Raw genomic sequence first — 17187 nt, 5'->3', positions numbered from 1 at the left:
TCTCTCCTGGTCGAGCGCCGCCCTCCGGGGGTCCGGATGCGTTGCTTGAAATTTGCGGGAAGTGCGTGCCCGGGCGTCAGTGCCGGGGCCGCTGGCTGAATGGCTGTCGACGCGACCGACGCGGTATCAGGTGACCGGCCAGTTGTCGTCGCGGCGCTTGTAGCCTTCGTGGTAATGCTCCGGGAATCCGTCGGATTCGGGCATTTCATCGAGGCGCATCAGGAAGATGGCGTGCTGGATGTCCTGCTCGCTGGTGTAGACATCGTCAGTCGCAAATACCGGCGGCACACCACGGATACCGGACAAGCGCCCGATGCGCCATTCGGCATCGAGGCGGGTACAGATCACGACCAGTTTGCCTTTCGTCGAGGTACCCCGCATGCGCAGCAGCACGCGCTTGAGCAGCGGGTCTTCATGCACGCCACCGCTGATGACGGTGGTGTCGCCCGGCGTGGCGCACTTGAGCACCGAAAAACCCGCGACGCCGGCCATCGACTGCACGCACTCGAGATGCTCCCGGATCAGGCGATCGCGCTCCGGCGTGCCTTTCTTCGGTATCGAAATCATCGGTCAGACTCCTTCAGAACACGGAAATTGGATGGAAAGCCGATCATCAATCCCTCGACGCTGCAGCCAGCCTGTTGCAGCGCGGCAAGACAAAAGACGCAAAAAAAAGGGCCTGCCGAATCCGGAGATTCGAGCAGGCCCTTTTGCCTTGCCTCACATCGGCAGTGCTGGCGATGTGAAGAGATGGCTCAATACTAGTCACGCCCGCTGCACTGCGTCAAGCTCTGTTAGTATCAAATTCGTTTTTCGTTCTCCGCTTTCACTGTCCTGTGTCCAACTCCGATCCGGTCAAGGTCGGCGTCCTGTTTTCGCGCGAGGGTGTGACCTCGCGCATCGAAAATTCGATGCTGCTCGGCACGCTCTTCGCAATACGTGAAATCAACGATGCCGGCGGCCTGAATGGCCGCGAACTCGTGCCGGTCTATTACGACCCGCACTCCAGCCCGCAGATGTTCAAGTCGCTCGCCACGCGTCTGGTGCTTGAAGACAAGGTGAATGTCATCTTCGGCTGCTACATGTCGAGCACGCGCAAGGCGATACTTCCGGTGGTCGAGAAGTGGAACCGCCTGCTGTTCTGCCCGACGATGTACGAAGGTTTCGAGTTTTCGGAAAACGTCATCTACACCGGCGGCGCACCGAACCAGAACAGCGCGCTGCTGGCCGACTACATGGCGAGCCGCTTCGGCGCGCGGGTCTACATGGTGGGCAGCGACTACATCTTTCCGTACGAGTCGAACCGCATCATGAGCGACTTCGTACACCAGCGGCAGGGCGGCGCGAAACTGGGCGAGCGCTACGTCCGGCTGGACGCCCAGGAAAGCGCCTTTGCGCCCATCATCAAGGACATTCAGGCCAAGCAGCCCGATTTCATCTTCTCGACCGTAGTCGGTCGGACTACGCGAATGTTCTATCAGGCCTTTGCCGATGCTGGGCTCGATCCGGCGCGCATGCCGATCGCCAGCCTGTGTACCAGCGAAGAAGAAATTGCCGAAATGGGCAAGCGCATCGCCGAAGGTCACTACACGGCGGGCCCCTATTTCCAGTCGATCGACACCGAACGCAACCACAACTGTGTGGCGCACTTCCGCAAGCTCTTCGGTTCCCAGGTCGAGCCCAACATGAGCTGGGAATCCTCTTACAACCAGGTGCACCTGTTTGCCGGCGCCTTCGCTGCTGCCAACAGCGATGAACGCGATGTGCTGCTGCCGCACCTGCTGGGCATGGAATTCGATGCGCCGCAGGGCCGCATCCGCGTCAATCCGAACAATCACCACACGCGGCTTTTTCCGCGCATCGGCCGCGTCAACGACAGCGGGCAATTCACGATACTTGCGGAAACCCTGTCGGGTGTCGAACCCGATCCCTATCTGGTCAGTCATTCGTTCGACGACTGGAGCAATCGCCTGCGCGTGCCTGCCGACGAGCAGACCCGCCGTGAGTAGCCCGGCCCGCCCCTCCAGCCGCGGTGCGCGGCTCACACCGGAATTCCTCAGGCAGTTGCGCAGCCTGCGCGTCGCCGTGCTGCACCCGAAGGACGAGGACGGCGAAACCCTGACCCAGCAGTTGCAGCGCATCGGCTGCCAGGTGCAGACCTTCTGGCCGCCGGTGCCCGATCTGCCGGACAACGTCGACCTGGTGTTCTGTGCCGTCGACCAGGACGTCATGGGCATGTCGTTCAACTGGGTCCGTCAGGAACAGCCGCCCGCGGTGATTGCCATCATCAGCTACGAAAACCCGACCATCTTCGATGCCATGATCAAGCTGGGTGCGACGGGTGTGCTCACGGCGCCGATCCGCTCGACCGGCATCCTGTCGACGCTGGTGCTGACGGTGGGTCTGAACGAAGCCATGCGCAAGGCCGAGAAGCGCGTGCTCAGGCTTGAGCAGAAGCTGCTGGGCATCAATCAGATCAACGAAGCGAAGTCCATCCTGATGCGCACGCGCAATGTCGGCGACAGCGAGGCCTACCGCATCATCCGCGAGCAGGCGATGAGCCGCCGCGTGCCGACCGAGGAAATCGCACGCGCCATCATCCACGCCAATTCCATCCTGTCGGGACCGGCGGGGTAGCCAGGCGCCAGCGGGCGCATCCCCGGAACCGAAAGGCGTGCGCGAGCACGCCTTTTTCGTTTCCGCTCGCGCGGTAGCGCGGGATATCCCCTGGCGCCAACCGACCTCATTGCACCAATTTGGTGCACAATGCGCCGCGCATGACCCGGCTGCCCCTGTCCGCCCCAGGATGGGGCATGGCCGGTTGCATCAAGCGGACACCCGGCAAAGACCGGGGCCCGTACCGAGCCACTGCACACCAAAGGACACTCACCCCATGACGAAGAGGACTTCCCGCCTGCGATGCGGGCCGCTCGCCTTCACGCTCGCCGCCGGTGTCGCCGCCGCGGGCAATGCCTTCGCCGGCCCGACCTTCACCGGCCCGGGCGACAGTTCGCTGACGCTCGGCGTCTGGTCAAGCGCCGCGTACACGAGCGCCGAACAGGCCGACGGGTCGCACGACAGCGACCTGCGGCTCGATTCCTTCCGCATCATCACGGTCGCGAAGTTCACGAAACAGATCGGACTGATGACCAATTTCGCGCGCCTGTCGGGTGAGTCGATGCGCCTGCTCGATCTGGTCGGCCAGTTCACCCTCACCGACAACATCAACCTGTGGGTCGGCCGCCACGTGGTGCCGGGTGACCGTCAGCAGATGGCGGGGCCCTACTTCGCCAATGTGTGGGAATACCCGATGGTGTCGCGCAACCCCAACGCTTACACCGGCCGCGATGATGGCGCAACGCTCTGGGGCAGCGTGTTCGACCAGCGGTTGCAGTACATGGTCGGCGCGTTCCAGGGGAAAAACCGCGGCGAGGATATGTCGAACGAGTCGCACCAGCTGCTGTACGCGACACGCTTCGCGTGGAGCTTCCGCGACCGGGAATCGGAGTACTTCAACAGCAACCACTACTTCGGTGAAAAGGAAATACTGACCATCGGCGCCGCCTGGCGGACGCAGAAGGACGGTGTCGGCACTGCACTGACCCGCGGCGACTACACCGCCTGGAGCCTCGACGCACTGATGCAGACCCGCCTGTCCACGGGCGCCGTCGTGACGCTCGAAGGCGCCTGGTACGACTACGACACCGACGGCGTCGCCGACCTATCACCGGCCGATCCGGGCTGCAGCCGTGTCACGAACTGCGGTGGCGCCATCCAGGGCGACGCCTGGTTCGTGACGGCCGCCTACATGTTCCCGACGAAGATCGGTATCGGCCGTTTCGAGCCGAATATCCGTTATCAGGAATTCCGGCCCGACACAGGCGCCCGCAACGACCAGTGGGACGTCGGCGTGAATTACATCATTTCGGGTCATAACGCGCGGCTGAGTGCCTTTTACTCAGAGATGGGCAGCGACGGCGCACGCTCGCGCAACCGCTTCATCCTCGGGCTGCAGCTGATGTATTGAACCCGCGTCGACGGCGCGCCGCCTGCCGTGCCGCCAATTCTTCGCGCGCGCGTCACTGCGCTGTCACACGGGCAGGCTTGAATCCGGGCGGTGAATGTTTCCGATCTCCCCGCCGACGAATTCGCGCCCCAGCGCGTACGCGCACTGTTCCTGTCCGACATCCATCTGGGTACGCGCGGCTGTCAGGCCGACGCACTGCTCGACTTCCTGCGCCATTACGAATCCGACTACCTCTATCTGATCGGCGACATCATCGACTTCTGGTCGATGAGCCGCTCGATCCACTGGACGCCGGCACAGAACACCGTGGTGCAGAAAGTGTTGCGGCGTGCGCGCAAGGGCACGCAGGTCGTCTTCGTCCCGGGCAATCACGACGAGGCGTTGCGCGAATATGCCGGCACCGTATTCGGCGACATCGCGGTCCACCTCGATCACATCCACGTCGCCGCGGACGGCAAGCGCTACTGGCTGGTGCATGGCGACGATTTCGACCAGGTGACGCGCCACCACCGCTGGGTCGCGCTGCTCGGCGACGTAGCCTACAACGCGCTGGTACGGATCAATGCATGGATGTCGCGCGTGCGCCGCCGGCTCGGCATCGCCGGCTACTGGTCACTGGCCGGATATGCCAAGCGCAAGGTGAAGAGCGCGGTCAGCTTCATCTACGATTTCGAGGATTCGGTCATGCACGAGGCGCGCAGCCGCGGCGTTGATGGCGTCATCTGCGGCCACATCCATGCGGTCGCCCAGCGCACCATCGACGGGGTCGTCTACATGAACTGCGGCGACTGGGTGGACAGTTGCACCGCCATCGTCGAACACGCCGACGGCCGGTTCGCCATCATCGACTGGGGCCAGTTCCTGCGCACGCCCGGCGCCCGCATGACGCTGCCGGTCGCCGAGGAAGTGATGAGTCACTGATCGCGGCGTTTTCGCCGACCGCCGACCGCTGCATGCCAGCTGGCTGCATGGCGGCAATCGCGCCAAGGTTTCGATCCGGCTTATCCTTCCGGATCTCCAGCATCACCTTCGCGCTTCTTCAACATGAACCGAATCATCGTCATCACCGGCGGCAGTCGCGGCATCGGCGCGGCGACTGCGCGTCTGGCCGCAGCGCAGGGCGATGCCGTGGTGGTCAGCTACCTGCGGCAGCGCGACGCAGCCGAAGTACTGGTCCGCGACATCACCAGGGCTGGCGGCACGGCGCTCGCACTGGCGGCCGACGTGAGCATCGAGGCGGACGTCGAGCGGCTGTTCCGCGACGTCGATAACGCCTTCGGCCGCCTGTCGGCGCTGGTGAACAACGCCGGCATCCTCGAATCGCAGAGCCGGGTCGAAGACATGAGCGCGGCGCGGCTCGGTCGCGTGTTCGCAACCAATGTGATCGGCAGCATGCTGTGCGCCCGCGAAGCCGTGCGCCGCATGTCGCGCCGGCATGGCGGCACAGGTGGCGCGATCGTGAATCTGTCGTCGGCAGCGTCACGGCTTGGCTCGCCTGACGAGTACGTCGACTACGCCGCATCGAAGGGCGCCATCGACACCTTCACGATCGGGCTGGCCAGGGAGGTGGCGGCCGATGGCATCCGCGTGAATGCCGTCCGGCCCGGCGTCATCCGCACGGACATCCACGCCGCCGGCGGCGAACCGGATCGGGTGAACCGGGTGAAATCTTCTGTGCCGCTGCAGCGCGGCGGCGAGCCGGAAGAAGTGGCGCGCGCCATCCTGTGGTTGCTGTCGGACGACGCTTCCTACACCACCGGCGCACTGCTGGACGTCAGCGGCGGGCGCTGAACCGGCTCCGTCCGACAGACCGACCCGTCGAAAAAGCGCCCCGCGACCGGTCACGGAACAGCGCCGTGATGACGCGACGCAACAGCCTCCCGCTTGTCCGGTACAGATGGCACAGAGCCGCGCCGATCAAGGCGCTCACGACAACTTATCGCGCTAATCTTTTGCTGGCAACGAAAAATCCACTGACATGCAATGCCGGAGCGCCTTTGCGGTCAGAGTCCGCTTCAATGTATTCGAGGTGATTGCAGCAGATGCTGCGCCGCAGAAAAGAAATTCTTCAACGCTTTGTTTTCAAGCGATAAAACAGTTTCAAAAACTACTTGAAACGTCTTGATTGATGTCTTACTTTGAAGCTGGCAGCCGGCATGTCGCAGGCTGGATCAACCCAAGGAGAGCAGGTAGCGGGGCCCAAGGGATACAAAAAAAGCCGCGCGCGATAAAAGCGCTGACGGCGTAACCGGAAGTACCAGTTCGTCAAAGGTTGCACTCGGTTTCTATTCAAGGCTCACGTCTCAGACATCTCAACGGAGGTTGGTTATGACAATGCTCACACTGGATCAGGCAAAGGCACTTTTCAACAGCGGCAAGGCGGCGCAGATGTCGACGATGTACAACCACCACAGCAACAAGACATTCGGGGTGGTCGACAATCGTTCGGCAAAACGCACCGATCACTACCTGATCGGCGAAGGCGATCTCACCCACGTGGTTCCGGAAAAGTCTCCGACCTTCGATCGGGCGTGATGTCGCGGTCACCGCACGGCGGTACCCGTGTCGGTGCCGGCCGTAAACCCGTTGATCCGACGGTACCTGTCACTATCCGGCTCACACCGGAACAACGCGAGGTACTCAGGCGACGCGGCGTCGCAAAGTGGTTGCGACCGCTGCTCGACAAGACAGGCTGACAGGTTATCTGCTTCATTCGCCGCCGGCGTATTCCACGCCGGCGGCGTTTTTCATTTCAGCCCGTTGCCGTTCAACCCATGGAGGGTGGTGGTGGTGCGACGAGCAGGGCGACCGCCTGCGCCGCAATGCCCTCACCACGACCGGTAAAGCCCAGCTTCTCGGACGTCTTGCCCTTCACGTTCACAGCGTTCGGCGCGATGCCGCAGTCAGCCGCGATGTGGGCGGCCATCTGTGCCGCATGCGGCGTGATCTTCGGCTGTTCGCAGATCACCGTCGCGTCGATGTTGCCGATCACCCAGCCAGTCAGGCGCACCCGCCTGACCGCCTCGCGCAGCAGCACCCGGCTGTCGGCGCCGGCGTAGGCCGCATCGGTGTCCGGGAACAGCCGGCCGATGTCGCCCAGGCCGGCCGCACCGAGCAGGGCATCGGTGATCGCATGCAGCAACACATCGGCGTCGGAATGGCCGAGCAGGCCCTTGTCATGCGGAATGTCGACGCCGCCGATGATGCATTTCCGGCCGTCGACCAGTCGATGGACGTCGAAGCCCTGACCGATGCGGAATGGAAGCGGCGCGGCGTGCATCAGGCTGCTCATTGCAAGTCCTCCCGGGTACGCAGGATCAGTTCGGCCAGTTTCATGTCTTCCGGCCAGGTCACCTTGAGGTTGCCGGCGCTCGACGCTACCAGTTTTGGCGCTAGGCCCGCTGCCTCGATCGCCGAAGCTTCGTCGGTGACATCGGTGCCGCGATCAAGCGCGTCGTGCAGCAGCGCAAGCCGGAACATCTGCGGGGTCTGCGCCTGCCACATGGCTGCGCGCGGCACGGTGCATGCCACCCGGCCATGGTGATCGGCGCGCTTGAGCGTGTCGGCGACCGGCACGGCGAGCAGACCGCCGACGGCATCATCGGCCAGTCCGGTGATCAGCGTGTCCAGCAGTGCACCGCTCAGGCAGGGCCGCGCAGCGTCATGCACCAGCACCCAGTCGTCCGGCCGCGCCCATCCGGTCAGTTCGAACAGACCATTGCGCACCGACACCGCCCGGCTGGCACCGCCGCAATGCACCGGCATCAGTTTCGACCCGAGCGCCGACCAGTCGTGGTCGCGCCAGTACAGGTCGTCCGGTGACAACACGACGACCACCCGGTCGATGCGCGGATGCGCGCACAGCGTGGCCAGCGCATGATGGATCAGCGGTTTGCCGGCCAGCGGCAGATACTGCTTCGGCAGGTGCGCACCGAAACGGCTGCCGCTGCCGGCGGCGGGAACGAGTGCGATATGGCGCGGCACAGACAACCCTACACCGCCAGCCAGCGCGACAGGTCACGCTGCATGTCGGCGACCGATTCGAGCCCGATCGCGAGGCGGATCAGGCTGTCGCGGATGCCCGATGCGTCGCGCGCCTCCTGCGAAATGCGCCCGTGCGTCGTCGTTGCCGGATGCGTGATCGTCGTTTTGGTGTCACCCAGGTTGGCGGTGATCGACAGCATGCGGGTCGAGTCGATCAGCTTCCACGCCTCGTCGCGCCCGCCCTTCACCTCGAACGCCACCACGGCGGCACCGGAGCTCTGCTGACGCATCGCAATGGCGTGCTGCGGATGCGATTCAAGGCCCGGATAGAACACCCGCTCGACCCAGGCCTGCTTTTCTAGCCAGCGCGCCAGCTCGAGCGCCCGGGCCGACTGCGCCTCCATGCGGATGGACAGCGTTTCCAGCCCCTTCAGGATGATCCATGCGTTGAACGGCGACAGCGTGGGACCGGCGGTGCGCAGGAAGCGCAGCACCTCGTCCATCTCTGCCTTGCGGCCGCACACCGCGCCGCCCAGTACGCGGCCCTGCCCGTCCAGATACTTGGTGGCCGAGTGGATGATGATGTCGGCACCCAGTTCGAGCGGCTTCTGCAGCGCAGGCGAGCAGAAACAGTTGTCGACCGCCAGCAGTGCGCCAGCTTCGTGCGCCACGTCGGCGACCGCCTGGATATCGATCACCTCGGTCAGCGGATTCGATGGCGTTTCGATGAAGAACAGTCGGGTCTGCGGACGCACAGCCGCACGGTAGGCAGCGATGTCCGTCGCATCCACCAGCGTGGTCGAAATGCCGAACTTTTCGAAGTAATTGGCGAACAGCTGCTGGGTCGAGCCGAAAATGCTGCGCGAGGCGATGATGTGGTCGCCCCCCTTGAGCAGCGCCATCACCATCGACAGGATGGCCGACATGCCGGAACTGGTGGCCACGCACGCCTCCGCACCTTCCAGCGCGGCGAGGCGGTCCTGCATCATCGTGACGGTGGGATTGGTGAAGCGCGCATACACATTGCCGGGCGTGGCCCCGGAAAAGCGCGCCGCCGCCTCGGCGGCATTGTTGAACACAAAGCTCGACGTCAGGTACAGCGCTTCGCTGTGTTCGCCGAACTGGCTGCGCTCGATGCCGGCGCGTACAGCCAGTGTTTCCGGATCGTACTGATCCGGATCGAATGCCGCCCGACCGGGCGGCGTAAGTTCAGGACTGCTCATGCTGTGCTCCAACCGGCGCGAGTGCCGGCAACCAGGTGTCGGAAAAGCAGAAAACGGACAAGCGAAAACATGGGCCCCAAACAAAAAACCCGTTTTGCCGATGGGGCAAAACGGGTTCGAGAATGCATTCGTTTCGCCGCTTTAGCCGTATTTATCCGGGTCAATGTCTCGTCGAGACCTCGACCCGCGCGCCCGCAAGCTGGATTCAAATCGGCGCGTATCCGGACATTACTGCCGGTCCGCCAGGCAGGTCAAGCCGGATTCCGGGAAAGCTCATGAATCTTTTCAGGCATTTTCTTCCGAGGTGACCAGATTCAGATCAAGCTGACCGCTGTCGTCGTCGGTCTGCCTTGGCGCGCCCTTGCGCTGGTTCTCGACGCCATCGAGGTAGGCGGCGGTTACATCACCCGTGACGTAGCAGCCGTCGAAGCACGACGTTTCGAACTGTTCGATCGACGGGTTGCAGGCGGTGATCGAGGCCTTGAGCATGTCCAGTGTCTGGTAGATCAACTCGTCGGCACCGATGGCGACGCGGATTTCCTCGTCCGAGCGGTTGGCCGCGATCAGTTCGTCGCGCGTCGGCATGTCGATCCCGTACACATTGGCGAACCGCACCGGCGGCGCAGCCGAGGCGAAGTACACCTTCTGTGCGCCGGCTTCGCGCGCCATCGCGACGATTTCCTGGCTGGTCGTGCCGCGTACGATCGAGTCGTCGACCAGCAGCACGTTCTTGCCGCGGAACTCCTGCGTGATCGCATTGAGCTTCTGGCGCACCGACTTCCGGCGCACTGCCTGCCCCGGCATGATGAAGGTGCGGCCGATGTAGCGGTTCTTCACGAAGCCTTCGCGATACGGCACATCGAGCACGCGGGCCAGTTCCATCGCCGACGGACGGCTGGAATCGGGAATCGGGATGACCGCGTCGATCTGCAGGCCGGCGTGGTCGCGCTGGATCTTCTGGGCAAGAAATTCGCCCATCTTCACTCGCGACTCGTACACCGATACGCCGTCCATCAGCGAATCCGGGCGCGCCAGGTAGACGTATTCGAACAGACAGGGCGCCTGCGTCGGGTGCGCGGCGCATTGCAGCGATTGCATCGTGCCTTCCGGCGAAATCAGCACGGCTTCACCCGGCGCGATGTCGCGCAGCAGCGTGAAGCCCAGCGTATCGAGCGCAACGCTTTCCGAGGCGACCAGCCATTCGGTGCCTTGTTCGGTCTCGTGCGTACCGATGACCAACGGGCGGATCCCGTACGGATCGCGGAACGCCAGCAGTCCGAAGCCGGCGATCATCGCGACCACGGCGTAGGCCCCGCGACAGCGGCGATGTACACCGGCCACGGCGCGGAACACCGTCTGCTCGTCGAAGGTCGGCCGCTCGCGCAGCGACTGCATCATTTCGTGCGCCAGTACGTTCAGCAGCACTTCGGAATCGGATGTGGTGTTGATGTGCCGCAGGTCGGTGCGGAACATGTCGTCCTTCAGCTCTTCCGAATTCGTCAGGTTGCCGTTGTGCGCCAGCACGATGCCAAAGGGCGAATTGACGTAGAAGGGTTGCGCCTCGGCGGCGTTGTAGGCCGATCCGGCGGTCGGGTAGCGCACGTGCGCGATGCCCCAGTCACCGAGCAGGGTGCGCATGTTGCGCGTGCGGAACACGTCGCGTACCAGCCCGGAACTCTTGTGCATGTGGAATTTCTGGCCCTGCGCGGTGGCGATGCCGGCCGCGTCCTGGCCACGGTGCTGCAGCACGAGCAGTCCGTCGTACAGGAGCTGATTGACGGGAGAGGTGGCAACGACGCCGAGTATTCCGCACATGATGGTCAGGCCTTAAATCGAATCTTCTTTGCCACTGCATCCGGCAGCCACGGGCGCAGGGCGATTGCTGCGGTTTCCAGCGGCGGCGTCAGCGCCGCCGCGCGCCACCACGGTTGTTCGGGGGCGGGCGTGAAGGCCGCACCGACCACGATCAGAAGCAGTATAAATGCGGCCCGAGCCAGCCCAAACAAGCCCCCGAGCACCCGATCGGGAAAATCGAGTCCGGTCGCCTTGATCAGCGAGCGCAAAACCCAGCGCAGTACGCCGCACAGCAGCAGCACCGCAACGAAGGCGAGCGCGAAACCGCTGACCATGCGCAACCCCGGATCCTGCAGGCCGGCCGGCAGCAGCGTGGCGACGTCGCCGCCGAACTGCCGGGCGACGATGAAGGCGAGCACCCACGCCGCCAGGGCAATCACTTCGCTGACCAGACCGCGCATCAACCCAATTGCCGTGGACACCGCCACGATGGCGATCAGGATGTAGTCCAGTACGGTCATGCAGCCGGCGCCACCATCGAACGCATGCCGGCGCCTTCAAGCTTGCGCTGCGCCGCTTCGGCTGCAGCGCGAGTCGGGAACGGGCCGACCTTGACGCGCGTCCGGGACTGCCCGTTTTCCAGTTTCACCGGTTCGGTGAAGGTGGGAAAGCCCAGTTCCTTCGCACGCGCCCGGAGTTTGGCCACATTCGCGGCGTCGCTGAACACGCCCAGCTGCAATGCGAAGGCGCCCGACTTGCCATCGAGCAGGGCCGCCACGCGAGACGCTTCGCTCGCCGCAGCGGGCGCAGCAGCCGGCTTGGGTGGCTCGGCTTTCGGTGGCGCGGGAACGGGCGCGGGTGGCGCAGGTGGTGCGGGCGGTGCAACGGGGGCTGACGCGGTCGTCGCCGGTGCTGTGGATTCGGTATCCGGCGGCGCGGGCGGAATCATCACGTCGGTATCTGCCGGCTCGGGGCGCACCGGCTGGGCCAGCGCCGGCAGGCTGTCACGCGGCGGAATGCGCACTGCAATGTCCTGCGCCGGGGCGCGCGGCTCGTGGTCCATCACGACCGGCAGCACGATGGCCGCGGTCAGCGCGAGCGCAATGGCGCCGAGCAGGCGCCGGCGGGCGCGCTTGCGCAATTCAGTCTGGAGATCGGGGGCGGTAGAAGCCACGTCGGGCGCATCCTGCGGGTGGGTTCAGCCTTTTGAAGGCAGGGGCGAGCGCGCGTATTCGCGCATGACTTCGGCGACGGTGAGGAAGGATCCGAACACGACGATTCTATCATCTGCACCCACCCGTTCCCGGGTGGCCTGCCATGCGTCGACCGGGCTGGCAAAGGTCGACACGCTGCCCGGAATACCCTGTCCGGCAATCATTTCGGCGATGTCGCCGGCCAGCGTACCGCGCGGGCCGCCGAGGTCGCACAGCATCCAGTGGTCGATGCGCCCCTTGAGACGGTCGAGCACGCCCGCGATGTCCTTGTCGCGCAACATGCCCAGCACGGCCCAGGTTTCCGGATAGAAACCCATGCTCGACAGGTTTTCGTTCAGCACCGAGGCGGCATGCGGGTTGTGCGCGACGTCGAAAATGACCGACGGACGGCCGGGCATCACCTGGAAGCGGCCGGGCAGTTCGACCGTCGCCAGCCCGAGCCGGATGTCGCCGACGGATACCGGAACCTGGTCGGACATGGCGTCCAGCGCGGTGATCACCGCCGATGCATTGAGCAGCTGGTTGGCACCGCGCAGCGCCGGATAGCCCAGCCCGCCACGCTTGACCAGTCGTTCCGGCTCGCGCCGCCAGTAGCCCCACTGCTGCCGGTCACCGGCAAAGCCGAAATCGCGGCCGGACACCTTCAGCACTGCGCCGATAGCCTGCGCGTACTCGATCACCGTGGCAGGCGGCATCGGATCACCGACGATGGCCGGACGCCCCGCACGGAAGATGCCGGCCTTTTCGCGACCGATCAGCTCGCGCGTATCACCGAGATATTCCATGTGGTCGAGATCGACACTGGTGACGATGGCGCAGTCGGCGTCGAACGCGTTCACCGCGTCAAGACGGCCGCCCAGCCCCACTTCCATCACGATCACATCGAGGTCGGCGCGCTCGAACACCTGCCACGCCCCCAGGGTGCCGAACTCGAAATAGGTCAGCGCGGTATCGCCGCGCGCCTGTTCGACCTCGGCAAAACCTGCGCACAGGGCGTCATCGCTGGCCGGTTCGCCGTTGATCCGGACGCGTTCGTTGTAGGCCAGCAGATGCGGCGACGTGTAGGTGCCGACACGATAGCCGGCGCAGCGCAGGATGCGTTCGAGCATCGCACAGGTCGAGCCCTTGCCGTTGGTGCCGCCGACGATGAACAGCGGGATGGTCTGCGTGATGCCGAGCGCCGCCTTCACGCTGAGCACGCGGTCCAGCCCGAGCTGGATCACCTTCGGATGCAGGCTTTCAAGGTGCTGCAGCCACTCGGTCAGCGTCAGCGGCATGTGATCAACGGGCCGGGCACGGTTGTCATGCGACGCAGCGGTCGCGGCGCGGTCCGGTTCAGCACGTCAATGCCGGCATGCGTTGCAGCGCGGACAGCAGGCCGGCGATGCGGTCGGGCATTTCGCGGCGATCGACGATCATGTCGACAGCACCCTTCTCGACCAGGAATTCGGCGCGCTGGAAGCCTTCAGGAAGCTTTTCGCGCACAGTCTGCTCGATCACGCGCGGGCCGGCGAAACCGATCAGCGCACCTGGCTCGGCGATGACGATGTCGCCCATGAACGCGAAGCTGGCCGACACGCCGCCCATGGTCGGGTCGGTCAGCACCGAAATGAAGGGCAGCTTGTGCTGGGCCAGCTGGGTGAGTGCGGCGGTGGTCTTGGCCATCTGCATCAGCGAAAAAAGGCCCTCCTGCATGCGCGCGCCGCCGCTCGCTGCGATGCAGACGAAGGGAAGGCGCTGTTCAACCGCGACGCGCACGCCGCGCACGAAGCGTTCGCCAACGACCGAGCCCATTGATCCACCGAGAAATTCGAACTCGAAACAGGCGACCACCACGGGCACGGTCCTGATCGCGCCCTGCATGACGATCAGTGCGTCGCCCTCGCCGGTTTCGTCGGCGGCCGCGTTCAGACGGTCGGCGTAGCGCTTGCTGTCACGGAACTTCAGCGGATCAACCGGCATGACCTCGGCACCGATCTCGAAGCGGCCTTCACGATCGAGCAGGGCATCCAGCCGCACGCGGGCGCGTACACGCGAGTGGTGATTGCACTTCGGGCAGACGCCGGTGTTGGCCGCCAGATCGGCGGTGTAGAGCACCGCTTCGCAGGCCGGGCACTTCGACCACAGGCCTTCGGGAACCGACTTGCGTCCGGCGGCCTCGCTGCGGTTGATCTTCGGCGGCAGAAGTTTCTGCAGCCAGCTCATGCCGTCACCTCGACGCTGTCCATCGCCGCGCGGATGCCGCTCAGCAGTGTCTTCACGCGCGGCAGTATTTCGTCTGCCGGACTGTTCTCGATTTCCTCGATGATGCGGCTGCCGATGACAACCGCGTCGGCCACGGAAGCCAGCGCCTTCGCCGAGGCGCCGTCACGTACGCCGAAACCGACGCCGACCGGCAGACCGACCATGTCGCGGATCAGCGGAATGCGCTTCGATACGGCATCGATATCGATGTGGCCGGCGCCAGTCACGCCTTTCAGCGACACGTAATAGATATAGCCGCTACCGATTTCGCCGACGGCGCGGATGCGTGCGTCGGTCGAGGTCGGCGCCAGCAGGAAGATGACGTCCAGCCCGGCTGCGCGCACCACCTTCGCGAATTCACGCGACTCTTCCGGCGGGTAATCCACGACCAGCACGCCATCTGCACCGGCCGCCGATGCCGCGTCGGCGAACGCGTCGACACCCATGGCCTCGATCGGATTGGCATAGCCCATCAGCACGACCGGCGTCGTCGTGTTGCGGGTGCGGAATTCGGCCACCGCCGCGATGACCTGGCGCAGGGACACCTTCTTGAGCAACGCCCGCTCGGACGCGCGCTGTATCGTCGGGCCATCGGCCATCGGGTCGGAAAAAGGTACCCCGAGTTCGATGATGTCGGCGCCCGCTTCGACCAGCGTGTGCATCAGCGGCACCGTGACCGACAGGTCCGGGTCGCCCGCGGTGACGAATGGAATCAGCGCCTTGCGACCGGCGCCGTCCAGCGCGGACAGTGTTTGAGTGATTCGGGACATTTTCGGAAACCGTCGCCGGGCGGCTTCCGCCACCCGGCTGACAACAGGATGGTGGGAAAGCAGGTCAGAACTTGATGCCGGACTTCTCGGCCACGGTATGCATGTCCTTGTCGCCACGGCCGGACAGGTTGACCAGCAGCACCGCGTCCTTCGACATGCCGGCCGCCATCTTCATGGCGTAGGCGACCGCATGCGACGATTCGAGCGCCGGAATGATGCCTTCCATGCGGCAGGTCTTGTGGAAGGCGGCGAGCGCTTCCTCGTCGTCGATCGCCACGTACTCGGCGCGGCCACAGTCCTTCAGCCAGGCGTGTTCCGGGCCGACGCCAGGGTAGTCGAGGCCGGCCGACACTGAATGCGTTTCGATGATCTGGCCGTTCTCGTCCTGCAGCAGATAGGTGCGATTGCCGTGCAGCACGCCCGGGCGCCCGGCACACAGCGACGCCGAATGCATGCCGGTCGAAATGCCGTGCCCGGCTGCCTCGACCCCGATCAGGCGCACGTCCGGATAGGGAATGTAGGGATAGAAGATGCCCATCGCGTTCGAGCCGCCACCGACACAGGCGATCACGGCGTCCGGCTGGCGGCCGATCATTTCCGGCATCTGCCACTTGCACTCTTCGCCGATGACCGACTGGAAGTCGCGCACCATCATCGGGTAGGGATGCGGGCCAGCCACGGTACCGATGATGTAGAAGGTGTTGGCGACGTTGGTCACCCAGTCGCGCATGGCTTCGTTCAGCGCGTCCTTCAACGTTTTCGAGCCGCATTCGACCGGCACCACCGTGGCACCGAGCAGCTTCATCCGATAGACGTTGGCCGCCTGACGCTTCACGTCCTCACTGCCCATGTAGACCACGCATTCCATGCCGAGGCGGGCGGCGATCGTCGCGGTGGCAACGCCGTGCTGGCCGGCACCGGTTTCCGCGATCACGCGCGGCTTGCCCATGTGCTTGGCCACCATGGCCTGGCCGATCACGTTGTTGATCTTGTGTGCGCCGGTGTGGTTCAGGTCTTCGCGCTTGAGGTAGATCTGCGCGCCACCCGCCGCTTCGGACAGGCGGCGGGCGTGGAAGATCGGGCTCGGGCGGCCGACGTAATGCTTCAACTCGTATTCGAACTCAGCACGGAACGCCGGTTCGTTCTTCAGTGATTCGTAGGTATCCCGCAGCTCATCGAGCGCGGCAATCAGGGTTTCGGCGACGAAGGTGCCGCCATACGGACCAAAATGCCCGGTCGTGTCCGGCAGGTTGTAGGCGGAGGCAGATACCTCAGCCGGCAGGTCGAGCTTCCCCATTTTCCACTCCTGATATGAACGCAGCCACCCTGGCCACATCCTTGATTCCTTTGGCGGATTCCACGCCGCTACTGACATCGACCGCAGCCGGCGCCACGCGCCGGATCGCGTCTGCCACAGTTTCCGGGTCCAGCCCGCCGGACAGGATGACCGGCAGTGGAAGGTCGGGCGGGATCAGCGACCAGTCGAAGCTTTTGCCGGACCCCCCCCAGCCATCCGAGTAAGCGTCCAGCAGCAGCGCACGAGCAGCGCGAAACCTGGTCGCGCATTCTAGCAAATCCAGCCCCGGCCTCACCCGGACTGCTTTGATGTAGGGGAGGCCGAAACGTTCGCAGTCGTCCGGTGTCTCGTCGCCATGAAACTGCAGGCAATCGAGACGCGCTTCGCGCGCGGCTTCGCCGATCAATCCGGCGTCTTCATTGACGAACAGCCCGACCCGTGTCACGAAGGGCGGTACCCGCGAAGCCAGCACTGCGGTCCGTTCGACCGTCACCGCTCGCGGGCTGGGCGGATAAAGGACGAAACCGACTGCGTCGACACCCAGGCCCAGCGCGGCTTCGAGGTCGGCTTCACGGGTGAAGCCACACACCTTGATACGGGTCTTGCGCACCATTCGTCCCTGGAGATGATCGTG

At 64.5% G+C, this 17187-nt stretch carries 18 protein-coding genes; 6 read left to right on the top strand and 12 right to left on the bottom strand.

What is annotated here, in order from left to right:
• Window positions 1–126 precede the first annotated feature (126 nt).
• Entirely contained in the window at window positions 127–567 is a 441-nt protein-coding gene (locus Q8Q80_RS02085; RefSeq protein WP_305631343.1) for a N,N-dimethylformamidase, small subunit, read from the bottom strand.
• A 269-nt stretch (window positions 568–836) separates the two neighbouring features.
• Between Q8Q80_RS02085 and Q8Q80_RS02080 the strand changes: the two genes are divergently transcribed.
• The 6 genes from Q8Q80_RS02080 to Q8Q80_RS02055 all read left to right on the top strand — a co-directional run bounded on the left by Q8Q80_RS02080 (window position 837) and on the right by Q8Q80_RS02055 (window position 6562).
• Window positions 837–2009, top strand: coding sequence for a transporter substrate-binding domain-containing protein (locus tag Q8Q80_RS02080; protein WP_305631342.1), 1173 nt, complete (start codon window positions 837–839; stop codon window positions 2007–2009).
• Complete coding sequence (locus tag Q8Q80_RS02075) at window positions 2002–2637, top strand: ANTAR domain-containing response regulator (RefSeq protein WP_305631341.1); 636 nt, start codon at window positions 2002–2004, stop codon at window positions 2635–2637. Before Q8Q80_RS02080 ends, Q8Q80_RS02075 begins: the two co-directional genes overlap by 8 nt.
• Window positions 2638–2893: 256 nt before the next feature.
• On the top strand, window positions 2894–4027 hold the full coding sequence (locus Q8Q80_RS02070; protein ID WP_305631340.1) for a hypothetical protein: 1134 nt from the start codon (window positions 2894–2896) through the stop codon (window positions 4025–4027).
• Between the two features lie 90 nt (window positions 4028–4117).
• Entirely contained in the window at window positions 4118–4948 is an 831-nt protein-coding gene (locus Q8Q80_RS02065; RefSeq protein WP_305631339.1) for a UDP-2,3-diacylglucosamine diphosphatase, read from the top strand.
• A 123-nt stretch (window positions 4949–5071) separates the two neighbouring features.
• Complete coding sequence (locus tag Q8Q80_RS02060) at window positions 5072–5818, top strand: SDR family oxidoreductase (protein WP_305631338.1); 747 nt, start codon at window positions 5072–5074, stop codon at window positions 5816–5818.
• Window positions 5819–6355: 537 nt separating this feature from the next.
• Window positions 6356–6562, top strand: coding sequence for a hypothetical protein (locus Q8Q80_RS02055; RefSeq protein ID WP_150123876.1), 207 nt, complete (start codon window positions 6356–6358; stop codon window positions 6560–6562).
• Window positions 6563–6794: 232 nt separating this feature from the next.
• On the opposite strand, the gene ispF is transcribed toward Q8Q80_RS02055, so the two are convergent.
• The 11 genes from ispF to Q8Q80_RS02000 form a co-directional block, all read right to left on the bottom strand.
• The gene (gene ispF, locus Q8Q80_RS02050; protein ID WP_305631337.1) at window positions 6795–7319 is read right to left on the bottom strand and encodes a 2-C-methyl-D-erythritol 2,4-cyclodiphosphate synthase; all 525 of its coding nucleotides are present in this window, start codon (window positions 7317–7319) and stop codon (window positions 6795–6797) included.
• Window positions 7316–8011, bottom strand: coding sequence for a 2-C-methyl-D-erythritol 4-phosphate cytidylyltransferase (gene ispD / locus Q8Q80_RS02045; protein WP_305631336.1), 696 nt, complete (start codon window positions 8009–8011; stop codon window positions 7316–7318). Before ispD ends, ispF begins: the two co-directional genes overlap by 4 nt.
• A gap of 8 nt (window positions 8012–8019) precedes the next feature.
• Window positions 8020–9234, bottom strand: a complete 1215-nt coding sequence (locus tag Q8Q80_RS02040) for an O-succinylhomoserine sulfhydrylase (protein WP_305631335.1) — start codon at window positions 9232–9234, stop codon at window positions 8020–8022.
• A gap of 285 nt (window positions 9235–9519) precedes the next feature.
• Window positions 9520–11049 carry an amidophosphoribosyltransferase gene (purF, locus tag Q8Q80_RS02035; RefSeq protein WP_305631334.1) on the bottom strand — a complete coding sequence of 510 codons (1530 nt, stop codon included), beginning with the start codon at window positions 11047–11049 and terminating at the stop codon, window positions 9520–9522.
• Between the two features lie 5 nt (window positions 11050–11054).
• Complete coding sequence (locus Q8Q80_RS02030) at window positions 11055–11549, bottom strand: CvpA family protein (RefSeq protein WP_257081444.1); 495 nt, start codon at window positions 11547–11549, stop codon at window positions 11055–11057.
• Entirely contained in the window at window positions 11546–12202 is a 657-nt protein-coding gene (locus tag Q8Q80_RS02025; RefSeq protein WP_305631333.1) for an SPOR domain-containing protein, read from the bottom strand. The genes Q8Q80_RS02030 and Q8Q80_RS02025 overlap by 4 nt, the downstream gene beginning before the upstream one ends.
• A gap of 24 nt (window positions 12203–12226) precedes the next feature.
• Entirely contained in the window at window positions 12227–13519 is a 1293-nt protein-coding gene (gene folC / locus Q8Q80_RS02020) for a bifunctional tetrahydrofolate synthase/dihydrofolate synthase (RefSeq protein ID WP_305631332.1), read from the bottom strand.
• A gap of 58 nt (window positions 13520–13577) precedes the next feature.
• The gene (gene accD, locus Q8Q80_RS02015; protein ID WP_305631331.1) at window positions 13578–14447 is read right to left on the bottom strand and encodes an acetyl-CoA carboxylase, carboxyltransferase subunit beta; all 870 of its coding nucleotides are present in this window, start codon (window positions 14445–14447) and stop codon (window positions 13578–13580) included.
• The gene (gene trpA / locus Q8Q80_RS02010; protein WP_305631330.1) at window positions 14444–15256 is read right to left on the bottom strand and encodes a tryptophan synthase subunit alpha; all 813 of its coding nucleotides are present in this window, start codon (window positions 15254–15256) and stop codon (window positions 14444–14446) included. The genes accD and trpA overlap by 4 nt, the downstream gene beginning before the upstream one ends.
• A 64-nt stretch (window positions 15257–15320) precedes the next feature.
• A complete protein-coding gene (gene trpB, locus Q8Q80_RS02005; protein WP_305631329.1) occupies window positions 15321–16553 on the bottom strand; it encodes a tryptophan synthase subunit beta in 1233 nt (410 codons plus the stop codon).
• The gene (locus Q8Q80_RS02000; protein WP_305631328.1) at window positions 16528–17166 is read right to left on the bottom strand and encodes a phosphoribosylanthranilate isomerase; all 639 of its coding nucleotides are present in this window, start codon (window positions 17164–17166) and stop codon (window positions 16528–16530) included. Before Q8Q80_RS02000 ends, trpB begins: the two co-directional genes overlap by 26 nt.
• Window positions 17167–17187 lie beyond the last annotated feature (21 nt).

This window comes from Methyloversatilis sp., from assembly GCF_030698125.1.
GTDB lineage: Bacteria > Pseudomonadota > Gammaproteobacteria > Burkholderiales > Rhodocyclaceae > Methyloversatilis.
The sequence above is the reverse complement of the archived record's forward strand: the minus strand, read 5'-3'. Positions and strand labels throughout refer to the sequence as shown.